This is a genomic window from Microbulbifer mixtoriginis (SeqCode) (genome assembly GCF_052466765.1).
Window position 1 is genome coordinate 3,747,325 of sequence record NZ_CP174289.1, and the last position, 24,127, is coordinate 3,771,451.

Sequence of the window (24,127 nt, forward strand, 5' to 3'; positions counted from 1 at the left end):
AGCTTGGCATAAGAGTTGCCAGCGCTTACGCCTTCCTGTTTACTTGCACCCCTCGCATAAAGGAGTATCGGTGCAATATCTGCCCAGCATTAGCGCCGATAGCGCACATAAGATAAGTGGTTTCTAGATAATGATTGGCAAACTGATTAAATCGGTCTTTGGTACAAAAAATGACCGCGAGCTGAAGCGCATGCGACGCGTCGTGGAAAAAGTCAACGCGCTGGAAGAGGATTTCCAGAAGCTGGATGATGCAGCTCTTCGTGCCAAAACAGAAGAGTTTAAAAAGCGTATTGCAGATGGGGAAACTCTAGACCAGCTGCTGCCGGAAGCTTTCGCTGCAGTGCGTGAAGCGGGTCGGCGCACAATGGGCATGCGTCACTTCGATGTACAGCTAATCGGCGGTATGACGCTACATGAAGGTCGTATCGCGGAAATGCGTACCGGTGAAGGTAAGACTCTGGTAGCGACCTTACCGGCTTATTTGAACGCGCTCGAAGGCAAGGGCGTACATATTGTTACGGTCAACGATTACTTGGCATCCCGCGACGCCAATTGGATGCGCCCAGTCTATGAATTTCTCGGCCTGACTGTTGGAGTGATTGTCTCCCAGCAGCACCCGGACGAGAAAAAGGCCGCCTATCAGGCCGATATTACTTACGGCACCAATAACGAATTTGGCTTCGATTATCTGCGTGACAATATGGTGTTACGCAAGGAAGATCGTACCCAGCGCCCACAAAACTTTGCCATCGTGGATGAGGTGGACTCAATCCTTATCGATGAGGCACGTACCCCGTTGATTATTTCTGGTGCGGCGGAAGATTCCTCTCACCTTTACTTGGCCATGAATAAGCTGATTCCACAGCTGGAACGTGCCGAAGAAGGTGGTGAGGGACACTACACCGTAGATGAGAAGACCCGCCAGGTAGAGCTGACCGAGCAGGGGCATCAGTTGGTGGAAGAGCTGCTGTCTCGCAGCGGCTTGATGAAAGAAGATCAATCTCTCTACGCCCCTGGTAACCTGGGCCTGCTGCACCATGTGCATGCCGCATTGCGTGCCCAGGTACTGTTTAACCGGGACGTGGACTATATCGTGCAAAACGGTCAGGTTGTCCTGATTGATGAGCACACCGGCCGTACTATGCCGGGCCGTCGTCTCTCCGAGGGTTTGCATCAGGCGCTGGAAGCCAAGGAGAATGTTCAGATCCAGTCTGAAAGTCAGACGCTAGCCTCCACTACCTTCCAGAATTTATTCCGTTTCTATCCAAAGCTCTCTGGTATGACAGGTACCGCAGACACTGAGGCGTTTGAATTCCAGCAGATTTATGGTCTGGATGTGGTAGTAATCCCCACTAATAAGAATATTCAACGGGATGACCTCAACGACCTGGTCTACCTGAGTAAAGAAGAAAAAATGGACGCCATTATCGAGGATATTAAGTTCTGCCGTGATAAGCAGGCACCGATCCTCGTAGGTACCGCCTCTATCGAGACTTCTGAAGAGATGTCACGCATGCTGCAAAAGGCGGGCATCAAGCATCAGGTACTAAACGCCAAATATCATGAGCGTGAAGCACAAATAATTGCTCAGGCTGGCCGTCCCGGTACTGTCACCATTGCAACCAATATGGCCGGTCGCGGTACTGATATCGTGCTGGGTGGTAACTGGGAGGCTGAGGCCGAGGCGCTCACTCAGGAGAAAGGTAGTGACTTGAGTGAGGCCGAAGTGGCCAAGGTGAAGGAGCAGTGGAAGAAGCGCCACGAGCAGGTGATCGAGGCTGGCGGCTTACATATTATCGGCACCGAACGTCACGAGTCGCGTCGTATCGACAACCAGCTGCGCGGCCGTGCCGGGCGTCAGGGTGACCCCGGTGTAACCCGCTTCTACTTGTCTCTGGAAGATAATCTGATGCGTATCTTCGCCTCCGACCGGGTGAAGAACTTTATGCAGATGTTGGGAATGGAGCGCGGCGAGGCTATTGAGCACCGCATGGTCTCCAATGCGATTGAAAAAGCCCAGCGTCGCGTTGAAGGGCGCAACTTCGATATTCGCAAGCAGTTGCTGGAATATGATGATGTGGCCAATGATCAGCGCCAGGTGATTTACAGTCAGCGTAATGAGCTGCTGGAGGCCGGTCAGATCAGCGATACCATCAACGCTATTCGCGAAGATGTTGTGAATGAAATTATCTCAGCTTCTGTACCGCCACAGAGTGTTGAGGAGCAGTGGGATATCCCGGCACTGGAACAGCAATTGGCCGGTGAACTGGGCATTGAGCTGCCTATTCAGAAATGGTTGGATGAAGACCGCAATCTGCACGAGGAGACGCTGCGCGAGAAGGTTGTTGCCGAAGCTCAAGCTGCTTACGCCACCAAGGTGGAGCGCATCAGTGAATCTTCTGGCGATGCCAATCTGATGCCGACAGTGGAACGCCAGATCATGCTGCAAGTGCTGGATCAGCTATGGAAGGAGCACCTCTCCAGCATGGACCACCTGCGAGCGGGTATTGGTTTGCGTGCCTATGCCAACAAGAACCCCAAGCAGGAGTTTAAACGCGAGTCTTTCCACCTTTTCCAAAGTATGCTGGAAAACCTCAAGCACGAGGTGGTACGTATCCTGGCCCATGTGGAACCAATGACCCGCGAGCAAATGGACGAGCTGGAGCAGCGTCGCCTGGAAGAGCAGCGTAAGCAGCAGCTGGAGCTCCAGCATGCCGAGGCCTCCGCGCTTCCTGAAAGTCAGCCGCAGCAGCAGGCGGCACCTGTGCCAGAGCGCCGCGGTCCCAAGGTTGGCCGTAATGACCCATGCCCCTGCGGTTCTGGCAAGAAATACAAGCAGTGCCACGGTAAGCTGGCTTCCTCTACCCAGAGCTAAGGCCTTCAGACTTTAGTGCCTAAGTTAGAAAATACCCCGCTTTGTGTGGGGTATTTTTTTGTCTTACAAGGAAATATTCTGCGGAATTTATATTTTGATCCGCATCAAGTGCGGATATTTGTTGATTCGAAAGAGGGAGGATCTAATAATGGCGCTTTTCTACCTACAGCTAGCTTTAACTAATAGAGCCGAAGCTGGTGCTAGAGTCGAACAGATATGCCTGAATCATTACTTCCTCCCGTAAAAGGGATTCGCCTTGCCAGTGTGCCAGCCAAGATCAAAGATTGGTCCCGTGATGACCTGTTGTTAATAGCGGTCGCTGAGGGTGCATCGGTCTCGGCCACCTTCACCCAGAACAGCTTCTGTGCGGCGCCGGTACTGGTAGCCAAAGAGCATATCGCACAGGGCAATATCCGTGCCCTGCTGGTTAATGCGGGTAACGCCAATGCAGCCACAGGCGCGCGTGGTCTCAGCGACGTCAGGGCCTGTTGTTCAGTAGTGGCTGCAGCGATGAATGTTCGAGCAGAGCAGGTATTGCCATTCAGCACTGGAGTGATTGGTGAGCACCTGCCTTTGCAGCGTTTACTGGATGCTATCCCCACTGCTGCTGCAGAGCTAATCGAAAGCGGATGGGAGCGGGCAGCAAAAGCCATTATGACAACGGATACCCGTCCGAAAAAAGCCCAGCGCCTCCTAAAAATTGGCAGTGAAGAAATTGCAGTAGTGGGAATCGCCAAAGGATCCGGCATGATTCAGCCAAATATGGCGACCATGCTGGCCTATGTCGCCACTGATGCCAGCATCGCCCAGCCTTTACTGGATCAAATGGTGAAGGAGGCCGTAAATGCCTCCTTTAATCGCGTTAGTGTAGATGGCGATACCTCTACCAATGATGCCTGTGTGCTCATTGCCAGTGGAGTAAAAGGTAAGCCTATCCATTCCCCTGCTGATGAAGGTTATAGCGCATTGATGGAAGCTATTACCCAGGTGCATATCGAGCTGGCCCAGGATGTGGTTCGGGATGGTGAGGGGGCCAACAAATTTGTCACGATTCAGGTGGAAGGTGCGGAGAGTAGTGAAGAAGCTCTTAAAGTCGCTTTCGAAGTAGGTAATTCCCCTCTGGTAAAGACTGCACTCTACGCTTCAGACCCCAACTGGGGGCGTTTAGTGATGGCTGTTGGCAATGCAATAACTCATGATCTGGATACTGAAAAGGTTAATATTTACTTGGATACTGTGCAGGTAGTACAGGCCGGAGGTCGCGCGGTGGACTATCGGGAAGAGTTGGGCGAGCAGGTGTTTTCTCAGCCTGAATTCACCATTCGTATAGAGCTGGGCCGTGGCAACACCAGTGAGCATATCTGGACCTGTGACTTCTCCCACGAGTATGTCACCATCAACGCCGAATATCGCACCTGAGGAGTTGTTGTGAGCCGTGTTATTCATGTTGCTGTTGGTGTAGTCCGTCGCAGCGATGGCAAAATTTTAATTGCCCGCCGCCCCGATCACTTGCATATGGGCGGGCGCTGGGAATTTCCTGGTGGCAAGGTGGAGCTTGGGGAAACCGTACAGCAGGCTCTGACTCGTGAGCTGCTTGAGGAAGTGGCAATTGAGGTTGAGCAACTGCAGCCTCTGATGGAAATCCAGCATGAGTATGTGGAAAAGACCGTATTGCTGGACACCTGGCAGGTAACGGCATTTTCCGGTGAGGCTCAGGGGCGTGAGGGGCAGGAGACCGCCTGGGTGGCGGTGCAGGAATTGGAGCAATACCAGTTCCCCGATGCCAACCAGGCGATTATTACAGCCATCAAGACCGCGGAAGTATAAATTGAGCATGCCTATGCAGGGCTTGTGCATAGGCTGTCATCATAAGCGTGGCTTAATGGCGCTGCTTGCTCGGGTCCAGGTCATCACTTAAAACGTCGTCGTAAATAGATTCCCCCGGTATTTTGTGCCCCTCACTGGCCCACTCGCCAAGATCTATTAATTTGCAACGCTCGCTGCAAAAAGGTTTAAAGGGAAACTTATCGCTCCACTCTATCGGATTTTTACAGGTGGGGCAGTTTAGGCTTGGGGCTTCTTTTGGCTTGGGCATATTAGGTTTGGTACAGCTTCTTCGATGTTTGGGGTAGTCTCAGGGTCTATTATTTTACATTAGTAGAGTCGTGCTAAGACTTCGCTAATTGCAAATATTTCTGATGCAAAGCTTGTACCTGGCTGCGTAACTCTTTCAATCCTATAGAATTGTCCAGCACATCATCAGCCTTGGCCAGGCGTTCCTGTCGGTTAAGCTGCGCCGCCATAATTTTGCGTATTTGTTCTGGGTGATTTTCATCCCTGCTACTGGCCCTCTCCAGCTGTAAGCTTTCCGGCAAATCCACCACGCAGATTCTATCTACCAGCTGATATTGGCCGGATTCGATCAATAGTGGTGACTCCAGTATCGCGTAAGGGCTAGAACTTTGTTCCAGCGAGGTAATGATTTCTTCGCGTATCAAAGGGTGTAGTAGTCTTTCCAGCCAGGCCCGCTCTTCATCATGATTAAACACCAAGACACGCAGTTGCGCTCGATCCAACTCACCATTTTCTAGTAATACATTTGCGCCAAAGTGACGGGCTATCTGCTCCAACGCAGGTCTGCCAGGTTGTACCACTACCCTTGCGGCCCAGTCCGCATCCACCACGTGAATGCCCAGCTCGCGAAAGTACCCCGCGGCGGCTGACTTGCCACTGCCGATACCTCCAGTTAAGCCTACTCGAAACAATGGCTTGTCTCCCTGTAATAAAAAGTTTGGAGCTAAAAACAAGAAACCCGGCCAATGAGTGGCCGGGTTAATGGTAATTCACTTGCCTCAAATGGGCTAATCGGGTCCTGAAAGTAGCTGGTATGGCTGGCTACCTATAGGCCGGAAATACTCAGGTACCAAGTAACAATCTGCTCACCCCACAGCATAGCAATCCAGCCGGCACCGGCCAGATAAGGACCAAAGGCGATTGGTAGGCTGCGATCCCGGCCAACCGCCAGGCTCCAGGAAATACCCGCTATAGCACCAACTGCAGCAGAGAGCAGAATTACCAGAGGCAGCATTTGCCAGCCAAACCAGGCCCCGATAGCTGCGAGTATCTTGAAGTCCCCAGCTCCCATACCTTCCTTGCCGGTAACCAACTTAAAGATATGAAACACCAGCCACAAAGAAAGATAGCCAGCGATAGCCCCAATAACGGCATCTTGCAGTGGAACAAAAATACCCCATAGGTTTATTAGTAAGCCGCCCCAGAGTAACGGCAGGGTAATGCTGTCTGGTAATAACTGCTTATCGAAGTCGATACCGGTTAATGCGACCAAGGCCCAAGTAAAGACGCAGCCCGCCAGCGCCTGCCAGGTAAAGCCCAGTTGCCAAACCACTACTGCGGTGAGAATTCCAGTAGCCAACTCAATTAAAGGGTAGCGCTTGGAAATCGGCGTGCCACAGGAGCTACATTTACCGCGCAAAAATAGATAGCTGATGACAGGAATATTTTGCCAGGGCTTAATTTCAGTTTTGCATTTAGGGCAGTGGGAGTGTGGCAACACCAGGTTGAACGGTTTATTCAGCTCCTTTTGCTCGGCCTTGTTAGGCTTTGAGTCAAAATAGCTATAAAAATCCCGTTTGTATTCCCGCTCCATCATTACAGGCAGACGCAGGATAACGACATTGAGGAAGCTGCCTATAAGTAAGCCTAAAATAAAGGTACTACTAATAAGTAGCGCTGGATATAAAGATAAATACTCAAACATCTTTTTAATTATTTATTTTATTACTTGGCCCATTTGGAATATAGGTAGGTACATGGCTATCAATAGCCCCCCGACCAGTACCCCGAGGATAGACATAATCATTGGTTCAAGAAGTGTGGTTAAGTTATCTACATCATTGTCTACTGCTTCTTCATAGAAAGTGGCGGCCTTACTCAGCATTTCATCTAGCGCTCCTGATTCTTCGCCGATGGATGTCATTTGGACAAGCATTACAGGATATAGTCCGGACTGGCGCATAGCGGCATTTAGTGGGATGCCTGTAGCAACAGAGTCACGAATTTTGAGTGTTGCCTCTTCATAAATATAATTGCCTGTTGCCCCAGCTACTGATCGCAATGCGTCGATCAGGGGGACACCGGCTGCAAAGGTTGTAGAAAGAGTTCGAGCAAAACGAGCAGCAATAGAGTTGTAAGTTATTTTGCCAATAATTGGTAGCTTTAAAGCTAGCTTCCCAAAAAAACGATCAACTGTTTTATTTCTCTTTTTTGCTTCGAGGATGCCGCCAACTGTAAGGGTAGTGCCAATTAAGGCAATGAACCAATAAGCCTGCATCCACTCAGAAATACCAACTACAAACTGGGTAAATGCAGGGAGCTCTGCTCCGAAACTTTCAAAAGTATCTGCAAATTGTGGTACGACCTTGATAAGAAGTATAGAGGTAACAATAACTGCTACGACGATAACCGCTAGCGGATAAGTCATCGCTTTTTTAATTTTTGCTTTTAGGGCTTCGGTCTTTTCCTTATACGTGGCGATGCGGTCGAGCATCACTTCTAAGGCGCCCGATTGCTCTCCTGAGGCGACTAAGTTGCAAAATAAATCATCAAAAAAGAGAGGGTGCTTACGAAGGGCATCAGCGAATGCGGTACCAGAGGCCACATCGTCACGGATCTTTAAAATTAGTTCCCTAACCCCTTCGTTGTCTAAGCCATCGGCAACGATCTCAAAGCTTTGTACAAGAGGCACCCCTGCTTTCATCATTGTGGCTAGCTGCCGAGTAAATAGGGCGATATCTGCAGGTTTTACCTTCTTCTTGCCACCACCAAATAATGGTTTGGGCTTTTTCTGTACACGGTTGGCTATAATACCCTGCTTACGCAGTTGCGCCTTAACTAGTGCGGGGCTAGTACCGCTTATCTCACCTTGAACCTTAGCCCCTTTGCTATCTACACCTTTATAGATATATGCGACTGCTGCGGCATTGGCCATACTTTTTATCCTGATTCTTTCATTCGTTGGCTGGTCTGACGCCATGCCTAGTATCTATTTTACTTTGGGGGGCTCCAGAAACTCATGTGCAGGCTGAGCACTGTAGTTTGTTGGCATCACTGCAGGCGTCCCCTTTAAGAGGTTAGCTGTACGAGTTTAATCTTTGGTTACTCGGTTGGCTTCCTCCAGGCTGGTAACGCCCATTACCACTTTGCGCAATGCAGAAGTCCTTAGATTATTAAAACCCTCTTTGCGCGCCTGATCGGCGATCTGAATGGAATTGCCGCCCTCCATTATAATTCTGGAGATGCCATCAGTGATGCGAACCACTTCATACACACCCACGCGGCCCTTGTAGCCTTTTGAGCAGTGCTCGCAGCCAACAGGCTGGTAAATGGCCCAGTCGTTCCTTGGAATATTCACTGCAGAGAAACCCTCGGCTTCCAAGACCTCATTGGGAAGGGTAGTAGCCTTTTTGCATTCATTACACAAGCGCCTTGCCAAGCGCTGGGCGATAATAACACTGACGGAAGTCGCAATATTAAAAGTGGGAACCCCCATATTCATCAGGCGCGTAAGGGTTTCTGGAGCTGAGTTGGTATGCAGGGTTGAGAGTACCAGGTGTCCAGTTTGCGCTGCTTTGATAGCAATTTCTGCGGTTTCCAAATCCCTAATCTCTCCTACCATGACGATATCAGGGTCTTGTCGCAGGAAAGAGCGTAGGGCTTCAGCGAAATTTAGCCCAACTTTGTTAGAGACATTAACCTGATTGATCCCTTCCAGGTTGATTTCTACCGGGTCTTCAGCGGTAGAAATGTTGAGCTCAGGAGTGTTGAGAATATTGAGGCCGGTGTATAAAGAAACTGTTTTACCTGAACCAGTGGGGCCGGTAACCAGGATCATCCCTTGGGGTTGTGCCAGGGCATCCATGTAGATCTTTTTTTGTTCCTCTTCATAGCCGAGGGCATCAATTCCCATTTTTGCTGAAGAGGGGTCGAGAATCCGTAAAACAATCTTCTCTCCCCATAGGGTTGGCAAACTGTTTACCCGGAAGTCGATAGCCTTGGTCTTGGACAGCTTCATTTTAATCCGGCCGTCCTGGGGTACTCGCCGTTCCGAGATATCCATCTTCGACATTACTTTCAAGCGGGCAGATAGGCGTGTTGCTAACTGAATCGGAGGCCTGGCAATTTCATGCAATACGCCATCGGTGCGAAAACGAACCCGATAAGATTTTTCGTAGGGTTCAAAGTGAATATCGGAGGCACCAGTGCGAATTGCATCTAGAAGAACCTTGTTGACAAACCTTACAACGGGCGCTTCATCCCCACCCGGTTCGCTTTCATCGTCGGATTCAGATTCGCTTTCGCCTACATTGAGCGAGTCCAGCTCTTCATCATCAATACCCTTCAGGCCTCCCCCGATATCTTGGCCATCAGAGAGGTAGCTCTCAATAGCCTTTCCCAGCTTATCGGTTTCTACTAAAACCGCATCAGTACTGAGGCCAGTATTAAAATTGATCTCGTCCAACCCTGCCAGGTTGGTGGGGTCTGCGACAGCGATAAATAAGCGATTACCACGCCTATAGAGGGGGAGCGTAAAATGTTTGCTGATTAATTTTTCGTCGATGATGCCCTTGGGGATCATCTCGAAATTGTAACTGCCAAAATCAAATAACGGTGTGCCGAAGGCTTGGGAAGCAATATTGGCGAGCTCCCGGCTTTTTACTAGCTTGGCTTCTACCGCATGTTGGGCGAAACTCTGGCCTGAACGATGGGCAGCCTTAAGTGCAGAAATTGCTGTGGCTTCGTCGAGAATTCCATCTGCTACCAAGCGTTTTGCCAGGCCGTTAAGGGAGGGGCTAGTCATGGGTGAAACCGCTGCTGTTACTGAGTACTCGCGTGAACGAGAGATCTTGTTTGTTTTTTGAGCTGACGATATTTAAGTCAAATGAGCTAAGAGTGAAGCAAATATAGCGAATAAAGTTAATGGAGCCAATAAAGGTATAAGAAGAGACTTGCACAGTATTGTCAGCGTCTAAAGGTGACACTTTTTGTCAGATACTTGAGTAGGGCGTCAATAAGTTTTGATGGCACATTATTAAAATTGAGTGGCATTACTTGTTGGTAAGGTTGTTTGTATAAAGGCTGGAGTCATGTCTTGCCAAACTTGGCACGAACCTTGTATCTTGTCTGGCGACTTCCTCACGGGATTCACTTTTTTAAAAGTCTGTATGGAGACGGTTACAATGAAAAAGCAACAGGGTTTTACTCTTATCGAACTGATGATCGTAGTTGCGATTATCGGCATTCTGGCTGCGGTAGCAATTCCCGCTTATCGTGAATATCTGACCAGTGCACACGGCAGTGCTGCGATGAAATCTGTTCAGGGTCATATCACCAATGGTGTTTTGTGTGTTCAAACCGGAGGTGATGTTTGTGGTCGTTTAGAAGATGAAGCGGCAGCGGCTAATCTTACTTTGACCCCAGCAACCCCTGCAATTGGTACAGCGCTGACAATCACCGCTGCGGGTGATACTTGTCAAGTGCATGCTATTATCGATAATAACGGACTCTTGACCTACGAGGCAGAAAAAGCAGCAGGCGCAAATTCCAGTGTAACTAATGCGAAATGTGCTGCGGCCGCCGGTCCAAACGTTGCTGAAAAATCGTAGCTTTAGCCTGCAAAAGAATCTCTGCGTTAGCGGAGGTTCTTTTGAGTATAAAATTCTTCGGCTTGGATTCTTGTCTACACACTTCCAAACGTGTTTTTAGTTGGCTTCAAATGGTAGTAGTGATAATTTGATCTGGGGATTGTTCCCTTTTTTAGAGTGTTCTGGAAAATTTTATTTTTGCTGCTCTCCTCTCAATCCGTAATTTTAACGGACGCCATTTTTTAACAGATTTGCGCACGCAGCTTTCATTGGGTGGATGTCATACATAGGGTTCCTGCTTTGGAATAGATTTGTTGTCCTGAAGAGAGCTGTGCAACAAAATTTGATTTTATTGTGTGATTTATTTTATGGTAATGCCTGAAAGGGCTTGCTGACCAAGTCGTGTATTTAATTTATTTATAAGTTTCTGGCTTTTTGTGTAATTTCTTTTTCGGTTGAGAGCTATTTTTTTTTGCGCTTGCTCTTCCCGTTGTGACAAAAAGATATCCACGCTAAAAGATGCTGTTTTTTTCTCCGCACCCCCTGTCTGCCAATATGATTTTTTAGCATTTAGTTTGCGGCACTGAATTTGCTTACCGTGCTCCTGAAATAGATTGCAGGTGGTGGTTTTCTGTTGGCTGCTATTGAGCCGAGCTAGGTAATCGATAAAAGAGCGGCCAAAGTGGCTTTCAATCTCCGATAAGGGCGCCGATAGTAATTGGCTAACTTGCTTAAACCCACAGTAATAAAGCTGCTCTATTGTTTGCTTATTACATTCCAGCAACTTGCTAGGGGCGTGTTTCAGCCACTGTTTCCATTGTTGTGGAGTGGGTGGCATATGGGTTTGTTGTTGCCACTCGTGGTGCTCAGGTAGCTGGCTAAGTAGCAGCGCTGCGCTGGGGTTATGGCCAACTCCAAGGCGATAGCTTATACCCATCTTCTTAAGTTCTTGCGGTATCTGGTCCAGCAGAGCCCTAAGTCTACCGAAGGCTTTTAAGCTGCTATCTAGTTCAAGGTAAAGCTGTGGATGACTACAGCCTTCTTCATGTTTTGCAGTTTTTATAGAAATCATCGTTGAAAAACTGAGCCCCCATTGCGCCAGCTCCTCCATTTGCCACTGTTCCCTACGCCTATCGCGCGAAAGTATCCGAAGATCCGGGCATAGATTAAGAGCGGCGGCAGAGCTCAAACCAGCAATAACTCCACACTCGAAGGCGACTTTATTTGCCTCCACTATGATTTGCTTTTCCACTATCGCCAATGGCTGGCTTCTCTCCTCTGTCGTCTGAGCTCGGATGAGCACCTCTAGGGGAAGTTTAGGGAATCGTATACAGAGCCAAAGCATGAGGATTCCTTAGATGCCGCCTAGTGCAGGGCTTGGTGATGCCTATTTGATGTATTGTTCGGCTGGAGGTTTATTTGAAGGTGCTGACCACTAGGGCCGCCCACTTGTTTCAGTAGTCTGAGGGCAAGCTGTTCTGGCTTGCTATGCAGCTGTAGCCGTAGCGTGGCAGGTGAGGGCTGGGGGGCTTCTGACTGGGGGCGGAAGTGGAAGTGCAGGCAGCCGCTTGCTTCGGCGGATTGTTGCAGGCGCTGCAGCTCTCGATAACTTATCGCCTGTTCACCTTGCCAGCTCAAGACTGCGCTACAGCCACCAGATTGCAGGGATTGCTCTATGGCCCAGAGGCAGTCTCGCTTGTCGCGGGGATGGACTAATAACAAGTGCTCCAGCTTGACATCATACTGGGTAAGCTCTGTGGCGCAGGGAGTAAATGGGGGTTTGATGAGAATCACCATCTCTCCCTTTTGGGTCAGCTCAGCGAGTAGAGGTAGTAGGAGGCTCAATGCGTTGGAGTTTGCCTGGGCTACAAGCAGCTCAGTAGTGCTACCGTGCGGCCAGCCGCAGTATTTGAGAAGGGCGTCCAAGCTGGTGAAACCGGTAGTGGTCCCTGCGTTTTGGGGTTCATTGGCTGCTTGGCAGGCCTTCTTGTCTCTAAAGTGTCGCAGTCTGATTGAGGAGCCGGCTTGGTTTCCCAAGTGATTGTTTTGTATGAAGTTTTTAGCTTTGTTCACATTGCCACCCCGAATTCTTGTCTCGGTCTTCAATCGGATCTAACCAGGTAGCTGTATATATATACAGTTTACTGTGAGTTTATACAGTAGTTAGTGGTTGGCGACAAGGTCGAAAGGCGTCGATTGGCACTTTTTTGCACAGTCTAAACCGGCTATGATTCCGCCTCTTTTGTTGAGCACTGATTATTCTTTTAGGGGGACGGAGTGAGTATCAAGTCCGATAAGTGGATTCGCCGCATGGCTGAGCAGCACGGCATGATTGAGCCTTTTGAGCCGGGCCAGGTGCGCCATGGCAATGATGGCGAGCGACTCATCTCCTACGGTACTTCGAGCTATGGTTACGATGTGCGCTGTGCTGGCGAGTTTAAGATCTTTACCAACGTGCATTCGGCTACCGTGGACCCCAAGACCTTCGATGAAAACAGCTTTGTCGATGTGGAAGGGGAGTACTGTATTATCCCGCCGAACTCCTTTGCCCTGGCGCGCACAGTGGAGTATTTCCGTATTCCGCGCTCAGTACTGACTATCTGCCTGGGTAAATCCACTTATGCACGCTGCGGCATTATCGTCAATGTAACGCCGCTGGAGCCGGAGTGGGAAGGGCATGTGACCCTTGAGTTTTCAAATACCACCAATCTGCCGGCGAAGATCTACGCCAATGAAGGTATCGCGCAGATGCTGTTCTTCGAGTCTGATGAAGTCTGCGATGTGTCCTATGCGGATCGCGGTGGTAAGTACCAGGGGCAGCGCGGCGTGACCCTGCCTCGTACCTGATACTTGGGTGATTGCGCAGCCCTAATTCATGAGTGATGTATCCAACAGCCAGCTGCCCAAAAGTGTCGATGTACTGATTATCGGCGCCGGGGCAGCGGGTTTAATGTGCGCCGCCACTGCCGGCCAGCGCGGCCGTAACGTGCTGGTATTGGATCATGCCAATAAAGTTGGCAAGAAGATCCTGATGTCTGGCGGTGGCCGCTGTAATTTCACCAACCTCTACACCAGTGCGGAAAATTTCTACAGCCGCAATTCCCACTTTTGTAAGTCTGCCCTGGCGCGCTATAGCCAATGGGATTTTATTGCATTGGTGGAAAAGCATGGGGTTTCCTACCATGAGAAAACACTGGGCCAGTTGTTTTGCGACAACAAGTCCAAGGATATTCTCGACCTGTTATTGGCGGAGTGCCGTGCAGCCAAAGCTCAGATTCGCACCCGTTGTGCCATATCCTCAATAGAGTCGGGGCAGGGTGGTTATCGTGTTGAAAGCAGTCTGGGGACAGTTCACTGTGAGTCCCTAGTCGTGGCTACTGGTGGATTGTCGATACCCACCATGGGGGCTACGGGCTTTGGCTATGATATCGCTCGGCAGTTTGGGCTCAATATCATCCCCACTCGTGCGGCCTTGGTACCCTTTACCCAGCACAAGCGCCAGTTGGAGCGGCAGGATAGCCTACCGGGCAGCTCGCTTAGTGTGACGGCTTCCTGTGGTGAGGGCAGCTTTCACGAGCAGATGCTATTTACTCACCGAGGTTTGAGTGGACCGGCGGTATTACAAATATCCAGCCATTGGTGCGAAGGTGAAAAGGTGACTTTCGATCTGGCCCCCGATCGCGATCTGGCCGATTGGCTGCAACAGCGCCGCCGGGAGAGCCCGGAGATTCACTTGCACAGTGTTTTGTCTGAGCTTTGGACTAAGAAGCTTGTACAGTTTTTCCTACAACGGCAGCATATCGACAGCCGTCCCCTTAAGCAGTTTACAGAAATAGAGTTGCGGGAACTCGGAGCCAAGTTGCAAACCTGGACGCTGGTTCCCGATGGCACCGAAGGCTATCGCACTGCAGAAGTTACCCTCGGCGGCGTGGATACAGATCAGATTTCTTCGCGTACTATGGAATGCAAAACCCAGCCAGGGCTTTATTTTGTGGGTGAAGTACTCGATGTGACTGGCTGGCTGGGGGGCTTTAATTTTCAGTGGGCCTGGGCTTCTGGGCACGCGGCGGGGGAGGTCGCCTGATATGGGAGATGTGATTCCTTTTAAAAGAAAAACCACCTGGCAGAAACACAAGGGCAGCACTCTTTGCCGGGAAGGTTTTCACAAGTGGAAAGTGGTTACCGAGCGCAAGTTTGATGTAAAGCAGGGCAAGCTCGTCACAGAGTATTGCTGTGAGCGCTGCGGAAAAACCAAGACTAAGTTGCTTTAGAGTGGCTCGCTAGAGAACATGCAGCTACCTGAATTTTGCTCATTTTCCTAGTAACTCTTTTCCCAGATCACCCCTGGTGCGTTAGGCGCACCAGGGGTTGCGCCATGCATTAACTCTGAGCCTGACGATTCTCCATTAAACACTAATAGCGATAGTAGCGTCCGCGATAGCGATAATAGTCTCTGCGTTTTCTTTCTCTATCGTAGAGATAGCCTGCCCCTGCGCCAATCACGGCGCCTGCTGCGGTGCCACCGGGCCGACCTCCACTGATTAGGGCGCCGGTAACGGCACCGACGCCGATGCCGGTTCCGATGCGACGGTCGGTATCGCTCATATTGGCACAGCCTTGCCCGCCGAGGCCTAGGGCCAATACTGCGGTTAAGCTGAGGTATTTAATCGCTTTGATACGCATAGTCACCCCTTTCAGTGATGCTTGAGGGATAGAGGTTCGGTAAGACAGACCGAATAATTTCGCAGCCAGTGTAGGGTGGAGATAAGTCAGCAACAAATATCTAAGCTGTGGGCTGCGTATAGCACAAAATAAGAGATTTGAAGGATTTTGCGATGTTTGAAAAGCAGCAGTTGATTGATATTGCCCAAACTCCAATGCCATTCGGTAAGTATGCGGGTAGGGTACTTATCGATCTTCCTGAGGAGTACCTGCTTTGGTTTGCCAAAGAGGGTTTTCCTACTGGGAAGCTGGGGCAGTTGATGGCTCTGACGTTGGAGATCAAAATTGAAGGGCTGGAAGGGCTGATTGCGCCGTTAAAATAATCTGAAGGTTTTCATCTTTGTTCTCTTGGTAAAAATCAAAAAAATCTAAGCAAGAGGCCACTCTATAAACTTCTAGGCTGCTCTTTTCTTTGTTTCGTTTTTCATGATTTCTTGTGGAAAAAATGCCTACTAGCTCGGTTTAGAGCATGTTATACCAGTACCTTGATTTTGATTTTCTAGGTTGCGAGTCTAGTATGTAATTGCCTAGGTGAGCTTTGCGGAGCAAAGCGTTAACAACAAGCGGTCCGTAATGGAGACTGGACTAACCCGGAAATAGGCCCACAGCGGGTGACCACTGGTCTGAATGATTTCAGCGAGGTTAAAGCGGGAGTGGAGCCAGTCATATTAAAGAGGGAGCGGTCGAAATGAATTCGGCCGCTAATTAATTGTATTTACTCAAAATATTTTCTTAATTTTTTCTGATTTTTATCGGTAAATATTGAATTTTTGAGGGATTTTGCAATTAGCTCTGCGGGATAAAAGGCAATCGTTGATTATTAAATGTAGAGAGCATTGGGGAAAACCCCGGCAGTGGATTTGCCGGGGCTGGGTCAGCTAAGGAAGCTCAGGCGATAGATTAAAGTGGTATACGAACAACTACACCACCCATAGTTTCGCCTAGCTCAAAATTATCACGTGGACTATCCGCGTGATCATTGTGACAGCTGACACAAGCTGGGGATACACCCACATCGGCATAAACTGCGGTAAAGTATTCGGTATCACCGAGTGTCTCACGACCGTAGAAATTTTTACCTGGGTTGTCGATCACAAATTGCAAACCTTGCTTTTCCATTTCGGTGCGCGGCTTGTTCTGTTTGTTTACCGGCCATAGGGACAGCAGGGCGTAGCTGAAGCCGGATTCTTTTTCCGCGACTCGCTCAGCACCCATTCGCATCATTTGTGCGGGCAACGGCAGCAATTTTTTATCCTGCCAGTGCTCGTCGGCATCCAGAACTTTTTCCTCATTTTGCAAACGGTTAACTACCTTGTTGGTGTAATTGGCTCTGTCTGCCTCAATCACGGCAAAGATAGCATCCGCCATTCGCTCCGGTGCCACGCCCTGGTTTTTTTCACAGCCAGTGAGTAGGGCCAGTCCGGCGATAAAACAAGCGGCAATACGCATAGTGTTCCCCTCCTATTGGGATTGTGTTTGCTTATTTTTGCTTTTGGAAATTCTTGCAATGCGGTCGCGGATTAAGTCAAACGTTTCATGCTTATCCGCAGGCTTATGCTTGAAATTCTGAGAGATCAGTTTTTCGTCCGCCATGGCTGCCAGGGAAAACTCTGCTCCATGGCAGTTCAGGCAGACAGGCAACATTTTTTCATTGGGGCGGAGATTGTGGTTCTGATTATGATTGACCACAACCTGTTCTCCGTGGGTTTCCCGCGGCAAGTGACAGCTTGCACAGCTAACGCCGTTTTCTGGATCTGCTTGCCAGGTATTGAAGTGCGGCGATTCCTTGTAGGCCAAGCTGTGCTCATCGCTGTGGCAGCTGAGACAGGATTCCACAGCAGCGAACTGCAAGTCGACATCGTGCGGGCCGTGACAACTGGTGCAACTGAGTTCCCCGGAAGCGTCAGACTGCATGGGTATCCAGGCCTGGTGTGGTGTCATGGCACCAACCTGTTGAACAAATTCCTGTGGCAACTTGGATGAGAGGCGCATTCCGTGTTTACCTTGGGTAAAAGATTCCCGTTGCTCGCTGTGGCAGCTTGCACACTGTTCCACAACCTCAGCACTAGTAAATTGCATTTGTCCATTGGCGTGGCAACTGCTGCAGTTCACGTCCACTTGAGCATGGGGGCTTTGCGCCCAAGCCGCAGCGATTTCTGCAGCTGCAGTTTCTTCCTGTATATCGGCCTGCTGCACCTGTAGGGGGTGGGTATCGGGATGTTCCTGTAACCAGGATTGCATGGCGGTACGGGTCGGAAGCTTTGCCTCCTCGAGCAGATCGGGTTGTCCGACATGAGCGATTAAGAAATCTTCATAAAGGGTGCCGTTATCGTGGTAGTTGTGGCAGCCGGCGCTGGCACAGGTCTCGAAGCCCATACCTTCATGGCTACTGCGCTCTTCGGCAATTTCGCTGTGGCAATGAAAGCAGAAATCCCCGGCCAGGCTGACACCCATTTCTCGAGTAATTTGCTGTTTGTGTTCTGTGTGGCAGCTGATGCATTGACGCGCATCCAGGGTTTCCAGTAATTGGGCGTTACGGGGGTCGAGAAATTTTTTACGCGGATGGGAATCATCGGCCAGCTCTAATTCTTCTGCGTGACAGCTTAGGCAGGATTGCTGAATAGATTCCTCCCCTGAAAACCCATCGGTATGACAAGAAGTGCAAGCGAGTTCTATCTGATGATGGCCATGTGTGGGCTCGCCAGTTATAAATAAAGACTTGTCATCTGCCGTTAGGTTATAGGAAGCGTAGGCACCTACAACCAGGGTCAATAGCAGTCCGTAATGCCAAAATTTAAATTGATAAGATTTCATTTAGAAGTAATAAACCGCAAGAATGTGATAGGCAAGGAGTACCGGCAGTGCCCAAAGTAAGGCGTAGTGAACGCGTGACCACCACTTGCGATGTTCGCGTAGTCTGAGATCGGTCCAGTGATGGTTGCGGGCCATAAAAACACCAACAAGGGAGCCAGTAGCAGTAACCCCAAGGAAGACCAGCATGAGTGCGAGGTTGAGGTTTTGCCCCATACGGAAGCCTGTGTGCACAGCAAGTGCGACCACGGCAACTACCCCAGTAAGGCTGTGGGCATAGCGCCAGTGATCCACATGGCCGAAAGATAGTTTTTTCCAGCGCTTTCGCACACTGAGCGCAGCGGTAAAAAAACACAGCGTGAGAATCGTGTAGCCGGTTACCTGTTTCCAAAAGTTGTCATACCAGAGTTTTTCCCAGAATTGGCCGGCCTGCACAGAGTCAGATATTGGCGGGGGTGGCATAAGGAATGACAAGGTAATTAAAAGTAGCGATATAATCGAAGTGATTAATATACCCTTGGCGTGGCGCATAACCAGATTAGGCGCAGGGGTATCGAGTAGCTCGGCCATTAAGGGGCGGCAGCTGCCGCAGACAGATCCGGCGGTGGTTGCCTGCTGCAGTTCGTTTAACGTGCGCTTGCCTTCGGAAATAGCCTTGCATAATTCCCCTTTGCTGACGGAATTACACTGGCACACCAGGTAGCTGTCGGGAAAAGTCTTGATACTGTTTGACGTCTGCAGGCCAAATAGACGGCCCTCGTCTGCAAACTGCTTAAGCGCTTGAGCACTGACTTTTTCCTCCTGAGCCACCGCTTGGCGCAAGCTGTTGGCCTCATCCCAGCTGCCAATATAAATAGCACCGAGAATGCGCCCATCTTGAACAAATAGCCGGCGATAAATACCCTTGAACCGATTACGGAAAACGTGACTCTGTAAATTACCCTGCTGATGAAGGTTGTCGGAGGCAACGTCTCCCATAATAGCGCAAGGAATATGGGCGATTTTGAGTTGGATATCTGTGTAACTGCCGGAGTAGGGGCGCTCTAAAATCTCCCCGCCATGTTCGCGGCGAATATGTGAACAACAGCTTTCCGCCTGCTCATAACCGGGGCGAACCAGCTGATAAACCTTTTGATCAAACTCGGCACATTCACCAATTGCGTAAACATCCGGATCGGAGGTTTGCATCCATTCGTTGACTACAACCCCTCTATCGATTTTTAGTCCGGCTTTTTTGGCAAGGGAGACTTCTGGCTGAATGCCAGTGCAAAGAACAATGGCATCGACGCAGAGATTTTCGCCATCCTCAAAGTGTAAATGGGATTTTTCCCCCTGCTGCTCAATAGACTTAAGAATTGAGCCTGTTTTCAACTGCACACCAAGGGCGGCAAGAGAGGATTTTAAAAACTCCTCGCCTTCCTCGCCTAAAAGGCCACTTAGTAATTTTCCGCGGGATTGAAGTGTGACAGTATTTTTCGGTGTTTTTAGAGCCGTTGCCGCTTCCAGCCCCAAGGCGCCGGCACCGATCACACAAATATCGGCGTGCCGCTCTCGCAGGGCGATTAGATCATTGGTATTGCGCAGGCTGCGAAAGGGGTAAACGCTGGGTAAGCCTGCACCGGGGATTGTGGGAATTTTGGGGTTGGAGCCGGTGGCTAGAATCAGCTTGGTGTAGGGCTGAATATTACCGGCAGCATCTGTTACCGTTTTTTTGACACGGTCTATAGAGACGATTTTACGGTCGATATATTCTGCGAGTCGGTGGTCAGTTTTACCTAGGATGGGATTATCCAGTTCCTCCCGTTCCACATGGCGAGAGAGGTACTGAGATAATTTTACACGATTGTAAGGTGATTCTGTTTCCGCTCCATAGATAACAATTTGCGCTTCGTCACAGAATTCAAGCAGCTTTTGTGCACAGCGAACCCCGACCGGTCCAGTGCCTACAATTACATAAATCGGATAGCTGCTGTCGCTAGTGCGGGCGCCATCTGGTAAATATTGACGAGCAGCTGAACTTTCTAGTTCAGTCATATTTCCCCCGAATCCCCCGGCTTTTACTACTGGCCTTTTGTCCTTTTTGTTTTAAGCCACAAAGCTCTCAGAACTTCCTAGACCAATATTCCACCGTTATGAGTTTTTTTAAATTCTAATTTCTATATGTTTAAACAAAATTAAATAAACGTCTAGTGTTGAATAGAAATCGCGAGAGAGAATAGGAAGGTATGGGAGGTCAGGCTGGAAAGTTTTTTTAAGTTGTTGTTATTGTTCGCTTTTTTTGATGCTAGCTTCAGCAAAAAAAGTGGCTGGCCTGATTGTGGTTGCCACTTTTTATTTGTTGAGGAAAAATTTTTAATCAGGCCTTCGCTGTCAATACCTATTAGGTGGGTAAGTTTGATTAGCCTTGGGGTGTAGCTTTAAATAAGCTAAAAAATATGTACTCCACTCTTATGGGCTAGATGCGCTTATCCGAAATAATTCCAAAATAATTTTCACTTACCTGTCGGGTATGCGTCTAACGCTTTTGGGTTGGTAAGCGGTTTTTAGAAAAATGTTTTGAGTCAGCGAGGGCCTGGAGCCAGGCTTCTAAAGGGAAAAGGTTTGCGCCCCGTCCTTGTGGGTCGCAGACATCCATTCAAAGTATTTTTTAATAAGTTGTTACTCACTCATTGGCTCACGCCTAATTCCTGTAGATGTTGAGTAACGAACTGGACCTCTCTAGTCCGAAAATACTTAGGAGGGCTGATAGAGAACGTAAAGTTCTTTTTCTTCCAGTGCGGTGCGGCGAGTGAGTGCTTCACCTATCTTTTGGTAATCCATTTTAAAGTCGCGAACCATTTCCGGGGTGAAGGCTTCATGATTGTAGCGTTTGCAGAATTGCACCACGGCATTGGCGATTTCATTCATATCAGTGCGGAAATCTTTTACAACCTGCAGTGTGTGCGCATCGCCGGCGAGGGCCTGCTCCAGATAGACGTAGAAGCGAACATTTTCCTTTATCAGATGTGCCTGGAAGCCGGACTTAAATTGAGTGAGTAGTTGTGACAGTTGGCGATAGTTTTGCTTTTCAAAGCCTTCGGACCACATACGCTGGAAAATGCCAATTAAGTGGCGATGATCGTCCTCCAGGGCTTTGATCAGAGTTGGGTCGTAAGAAATTGTGCGGCTGCCTTTAGCGCTGGCATAGTTGCTGCGGGTATATTTTTCTTCCAGGTCGACGCTGTTGGAGGACTTGCTACCTCTGAACATGCCGGAGATAAAGCTAAGCATATGCTGTGCCCTTAATAGGTTTAATTTTGTGTGTTGTATGGGTAAGGGAAACCGCGGGCGGGTAGTCGCTGAGGTGCGGTAACTACGCAGCAAATTCACCCGGTCCGAGAGGCGCGGATTTTACATTGCATGACAGGTGTTTTTCTGTGTGGCGGGAGTTACATCAGGATGAGAATTTTAATATTGAGAACCTTGTCACAATTAATAGAGGTCTGGGTTATTGCGTTATTTGAATTTTGTTGAATATTTTTAAATTCCAGGTGGTTATTTCAGGAAATAAAAAACCCGGCATTGCCGGGTTTTTTATTTTGAACTTTATTAGCGTTGTTCCAGTGGAACATAATCGCGCTGGGCATAGCCGGTATAAAGCTGGCGAGGGCGACCAATTTTGTACGGGTTGGAAATCATTTCATTCCAGTGTGCGATCCAGCCTGAAGTGCGGCCGGTGGCAAAAATTACGGTGAACATATCGGTGGGGATGCCGATAGCCTTCATAATAATACCGGAGTAGAAGTCGACGTTCGGGTAGAGTTTTTTCTCGACGAAGTAATCGTCCTCAAGGGCGATTTTTTCCAGCTTCTTAGCGATCTTCAGCAGAGGATCGTTTTCTGCGCCCATGGCTCCCAGAACTTCATCGCAGATGCCCTGCATTACGCGGGAGCGTGGGTCGAAGTTCTTGTAAACGCGGTGACCGAAGCCCATCAGGCGGAAGGGGTCATTCTTGTCTTTGGCACGCTTCACGAACTCGTCGATACGGCTCTCATCGCCAATTTCCTGCAGCATGTTCAGTACTGCCTCGTTGGCGCCGCCGTGAGCGGGTCCCCATAAGGTGGCGATACCGGAGGAGATGCAGGCGAAGGGATTGGCGCCAGAGGAGCCAGCCAGGCGCACGGTCGAGGTGGAGGCGTTTTGCTCGTGGTCAGCGTGTAACAGGAAGATGATGTCCATTGCCTTGGCGACAACCGGATCGATCTTGCTGGGCTCGCAGGGATTGCCAAACATCATGTGCAGGAAGTTCTCGGAATAGCTGCGGCTATTGTCCGGGTACATGAAGGGCATGCCTTGGGAGTGCTTGTAGCACATGGCTGCCAAGGTTGGCATCTTGGCAATCAGGCGGTGCGCGGAAATCTCGCGGTGCTCCGGATTGGTGATATCCAGGGAGTCGTGATAGAAGGAGGCGAGGGCACCCACTACGCCACACATCATCGCCATCGGGTGGGCATCGTAACGGAAGCCTTTAAAGAAGCTCACCAGGGATTCGTGAACCATGGTGTGAGACATAATAGTGTCTACATACTTCTTTTTTTCTTCTGCATTGGGCAGTTCGCCATTCATCAGCAGGTAGCAGGTTTCCAGATAGTCGGATTTTTCTGCTAGTTGCTCGATGGGGTAGCCCCGGTGCAATAATTGGCCTTTGCCACCATCAATAAAAGTGATCTTGGAATCACATGAGGCGGTAGATACGAAGCCCGGGTCGTAGGTGAAAAAGCCTTTGCTGGTCAGGCCGCCGACATCGATCACATCGGGGCCGAGGGTGCCGGAGCGAACGGGCATCTCAAGAGCGCCGTCGATACCATCGACTGTGAGGTGCGCTTTTTTATCGGACATTGCGGACTCCTAAAAACTGTTCTTATGGCGGCCTTTTCCTAGTGTTTTCGGGTGCTGGCGGCCTTTTGAGCGGGGCCAAACTTAAGTGCCGCGCCGCAAATTGTCAAACCCAAAGGGGTGGACGGCCAGTCGGCCGGCAACAGGATATTCGGCGACAGCGTGGGCTGGTAGAGCTTTTGCCTGGTCGTGGGCGCAAAAATCTGCGGAAATCCCGTTGAGCTAAATCCTGTGCCTGCGAGGTGCGCTGAGGTGGCGTATTCCTAGGCGTTCGTTGTGTTTTGACTATCGAATGCCTATAATCCGCGCGGCTTGCGCCATGGTACGGCTACTTTGTACAAGGCTTCATCAGGTCGAGTGCAAAGTGATCAGCAAGCAGCTCGTCCCTCCCAATTTGAAAAGCTAACGGGCGCCCGGTCGTTCAGGGCAACAAGGTGTTTTTCCTGTGAACAAAAACAGACCTGTCAATTTAGACATTTCCACTATAAAGCTTCCCGCTGCCGCTTTGGTTTCCATTTTGCACCGTGTATCCGGTGTGGTGCTCTTCGCCGTTGTGGCGTTGCTGCTCTGCATGCTCGATGCCAGCCTGGAATCCGAACAGGGCTTCGCCGATATGGCGGCAGCATTTAACAGTATTCCAGCCAAGCTCATCCTGTGGGCCTCCCTGGCAGCTCTTATTTACCATTTGCTGGCCGGTGTGCGTCACCTGTTTATGGATATGGGTATGGGTGAGAGCCTCGAAGGTGGTCGCCGCAGCGCAATTGCCGTGCTGGTGGTGAGTGTAATCCTTATTCTTTTAGTGGGAGTATGGTTGTGGTAAGAACAGTAACTAGCTTCGGCCGTAGCGGCACATTCGACTGGCTCTACCAGCGCGTTACCGCAGTAATACTGCTCGCTTACGTCCTCTTTATAGCGGGCTTTATCTTTTTCACCAAAGACTTCGGCTACCAGGCCTGGTCTGAATTGTTCGCCCAGCGCTGGATGCGTGTATTCAGCTTGGTTGCCTTGCTGTCCACCGTGATTCACGCCTGGATCGGCCTCTGGTCTGTGGTTACCGACTACATCACCAACCGGGTGATGGGCGGTAAGGCCACTGTTCTGCGCCTGTTCGTAGAAGTGATTCTGGCTGCGGTTGCCGTGCTTTACACGGTGTGGGGCATTGAAATTCTTTGGGGTGTATAAG

The 24,127-nt window shown here is 49.8% G+C and carries 23 protein-coding genes; 10 read left to right on the forward strand and 13 right to left on the reverse strand.

All coding sequences use genetic code 11. The features are described from left to right. Positions 1 to 130 precede the first annotated feature (130 nt). The 3 genes from secA to mutT all read left to right on the forward strand — a co-directional run bounded on the left by secA (position 131) and on the right by mutT (position 4,702). The gene (gene secA / locus ACJJIV_RS16360; protein ID WP_444889640.1) at positions 131 to 2,875 is read left to right on the forward strand and encodes a preprotein translocase subunit SecA; all 2,745 of its coding nucleotides are present in this window, start codon (positions 131 to 133) and stop codon (positions 2,873 to 2,875) included. A gap of 216 nt (positions 2,876 to 3,091) precedes the next feature. Further along, the gene (gene argJ / locus ACJJIV_RS16365) at positions 3,092 to 4,294 is read left to right on the forward strand and encodes a bifunctional glutamate N-acetyltransferase/amino-acid acetyltransferase ArgJ (RefSeq protein WP_444889641.1); all 1,203 of its coding nucleotides are present in this window, start codon (positions 3,092 to 3,094) and stop codon (positions 4,292 to 4,294) included. A gap of 9 nt (positions 4,295 to 4,303) precedes the next feature. Then, positions 4,304 to 4,702 carry an 8-oxo-dGTP diphosphatase MutT gene (mutT, locus tag ACJJIV_RS16370; protein WP_444889642.1) on the forward strand — a complete coding sequence of 133 codons (399 nt, stop codon included), beginning with the start codon at positions 4,304 to 4,306 and terminating at the stop codon, positions 4,700 to 4,702. Positions 4,703 to 4,754: 52 nt separating this feature from the next. Here mutT and yacG read toward each other — a convergent pair whose 3' ends face one another. From yacG to pilB, 5 genes are all read right to left on the reverse strand, one after another. Beyond that, the gene (gene yacG, locus ACJJIV_RS16375) at positions 4,755 to 4,970 is read right to left on the reverse strand and encodes a DNA gyrase inhibitor YacG (protein ID WP_444889643.1); all 216 of its coding nucleotides are present in this window, start codon (positions 4,968 to 4,970) and stop codon (positions 4,755 to 4,757) included. Between the two features lie 73 nt (positions 4,971 to 5,043). After that, on the reverse strand, positions 5,044 to 5,640 hold the full coding sequence (coaE, locus tag ACJJIV_RS16380; RefSeq protein ID WP_444889644.1) for a dephospho-CoA kinase: 597 nt from the start codon (positions 5,638 to 5,640) through the stop codon (positions 5,044 to 5,046). 134 nt (positions 5,641 to 5,774) lie between these two features. Further along, a complete protein-coding gene (locus tag ACJJIV_RS16385) occupies positions 5,775 to 6,653 on the reverse strand; it encodes a prepilin peptidase (protein ID WP_444889645.1) in 879 nt (292 codons plus the stop codon). Positions 6,654 to 6,665: 12 nt separating this feature from the next. Beyond that, complete coding sequence (locus ACJJIV_RS16390) at positions 6,666 to 7,883, reverse strand: type II secretion system F family protein (protein WP_252082949.1); 1,218 nt, start codon at positions 7,881 to 7,883, stop codon at positions 6,666 to 6,668. Positions 7,884 to 8,039: 156 nt separating this feature from the next. Then, entirely contained in the window at positions 8,040 to 9,752 is a 1,713-nt protein-coding gene (pilB, locus tag ACJJIV_RS16395; protein WP_444889646.1) for a type IV-A pilus assembly ATPase PilB, read from the reverse strand. Between the two features lie 379 nt (positions 9,753 to 10,131). Between pilB and ACJJIV_RS16400 the strand changes: the two genes are divergently transcribed. Further along, positions 10,132 to 10,557 carry a pilin gene (locus ACJJIV_RS16400; RefSeq protein WP_444889647.1) on the forward strand — a complete coding sequence of 142 codons (426 nt, stop codon included), beginning with the start codon at positions 10,132 to 10,134 and terminating at the stop codon, positions 10,555 to 10,557. A gap of 340 nt (positions 10,558 to 10,897) precedes the next feature. Here the strand turns inward: ACJJIV_RS16400 and ACJJIV_RS16405 are convergent, their stop codons facing one another. Further along, on the reverse strand, positions 10,898 to 11,881 hold the full coding sequence (locus ACJJIV_RS16405; RefSeq protein WP_444889648.1) for a Y-family DNA polymerase: 984 nt from the start codon (positions 11,879 to 11,881) through the stop codon (positions 10,898 to 10,900). A 20-nt stretch (positions 11,882 to 11,901) separates the two neighbouring features. After that, a complete protein-coding gene (gene imuA / locus ACJJIV_RS16410; protein WP_444889649.1) occupies positions 11,902 to 12,609 on the reverse strand; it encodes a translesion DNA synthesis-associated protein ImuA in 708 nt (235 codons plus the stop codon). 204 nt (positions 12,610 to 12,813) lie between these two features. Between imuA and dcd the strand changes: the two genes are divergently transcribed. The 3 genes from dcd to ACJJIV_RS16425 are packed head-to-tail and all read left to right on the forward strand — an operon-like array spanning position 12,814 to position 14,807. Beyond that, positions 12,814 to 13,383, forward strand: a complete 570-nt coding sequence (gene dcd, locus ACJJIV_RS16415) for a dCTP deaminase (protein ID WP_152454498.1) — start codon at positions 12,814 to 12,816, stop codon at positions 13,381 to 13,383. 28 nt (positions 13,384 to 13,411) lie between these two features. Next, entirely contained in the window at positions 13,412 to 14,620 is a 1,209-nt protein-coding gene (locus ACJJIV_RS16420) for a BaiN/RdsA family NAD(P)/FAD-dependent oxidoreductase (protein ID WP_444889650.1), read from the forward strand. A 1-nt stretch (position 14,621) separates the two neighbouring features. Further along, positions 14,622 to 14,807 (forward strand): hypothetical protein, encoded by a 186-nt coding sequence (locus ACJJIV_RS16425; RefSeq protein ID WP_252082943.1) that lies wholly within the window; start codon positions 14,622 to 14,624, stop codon positions 14,805 to 14,807. A gap of 142 nt (positions 14,808 to 14,949) precedes the next feature. Here the strand turns inward: ACJJIV_RS16425 and ACJJIV_RS16430 are convergent, their stop codons facing one another. Continuing rightward, entirely contained in the window at positions 14,950 to 15,219 is a 270-nt protein-coding gene (locus ACJJIV_RS16430) for a YMGG-like glycine zipper-containing protein (RefSeq protein ID WP_444886930.1), read from the reverse strand. Positions 15,220 to 15,371: 152 nt separating this feature from the next. Between ACJJIV_RS16430 and ACJJIV_RS16435 the strand changes: the two genes are divergently transcribed. Beyond that, on the forward strand, positions 15,372 to 15,581 hold the full coding sequence (locus ACJJIV_RS16435) for a DUF3820 family protein (protein WP_252082941.1): 210 nt from the start codon (positions 15,372 to 15,374) through the stop codon (positions 15,579 to 15,581). Between the two features lie 577 nt (positions 15,582 to 16,158). Here the strand turns inward: ACJJIV_RS16435 and ACJJIV_RS16440 are convergent. The 5 genes from ACJJIV_RS16440 to gltA form a co-directional block, all read right to left on the reverse strand. Continuing rightward, on the reverse strand, positions 16,159 to 16,707 hold the full coding sequence (locus ACJJIV_RS16440) for a Tll0287-like domain-containing protein (protein ID WP_252082940.1): 549 nt from the start codon (positions 16,705 to 16,707) through the stop codon (positions 16,159 to 16,161). Between the two features lie 12 nt (positions 16,708 to 16,719). Continuing rightward, positions 16,720 to 18,072 carry a cytochrome c3 family protein gene (locus ACJJIV_RS16445; RefSeq protein ID WP_252082939.1) on the reverse strand — a complete coding sequence of 451 codons (1,353 nt, stop codon included), beginning with the start codon at positions 18,070 to 18,072 and terminating at the stop codon, positions 16,720 to 16,722. Next, positions 18,073 to 20,103 (reverse strand): FAD-dependent oxidoreductase, encoded by a 2,031-nt coding sequence (locus ACJJIV_RS16450; protein ID WP_444889651.1) that lies wholly within the window; start codon positions 20,101 to 20,103, stop codon positions 18,073 to 18,075. A gap of 699 nt (positions 20,104 to 20,802) precedes the next feature. Further along, positions 20,803 to 21,339: a hemerythrin domain-containing protein gene (locus tag ACJJIV_RS16455; RefSeq protein ID WP_444889652.1), complete on the reverse strand. Its 537-nt coding sequence runs from the start codon at positions 21,337 to 21,339 to the stop codon at positions 20,803 to 20,805. Between the two features lie 318 nt (positions 21,340 to 21,657). Next, positions 21,658 to 22,947 (reverse strand): citrate synthase, encoded by a 1,290-nt coding sequence (gene gltA, locus ACJJIV_RS16460; RefSeq protein ID WP_252082934.1) that lies wholly within the window; start codon positions 22,945 to 22,947, stop codon positions 21,658 to 21,660. Positions 22,948 to 23,389: 442 nt separating this feature from the next. On the opposite strand from gltA, the gene sdhC reads away from it, so the two are divergent. Beyond that, the gene (gene sdhC, locus ACJJIV_RS16465) at positions 23,390 to 23,764 is read left to right on the forward strand and encodes a succinate dehydrogenase, cytochrome b556 subunit (protein ID WP_252082932.1); all 375 of its coding nucleotides are present in this window, start codon (positions 23,390 to 23,392) and stop codon (positions 23,762 to 23,764) included. Further along, a complete protein-coding gene (gene sdhD, locus ACJJIV_RS16470) occupies positions 23,758 to 24,126 on the forward strand; it encodes a succinate dehydrogenase, hydrophobic membrane anchor protein (protein ID WP_444889653.1) in 369 nt (122 codons plus the stop codon). The genes sdhC and sdhD overlap by 7 nt, the downstream gene beginning before the upstream one ends. Position 24,127: the final 1 nt, after the last annotated feature.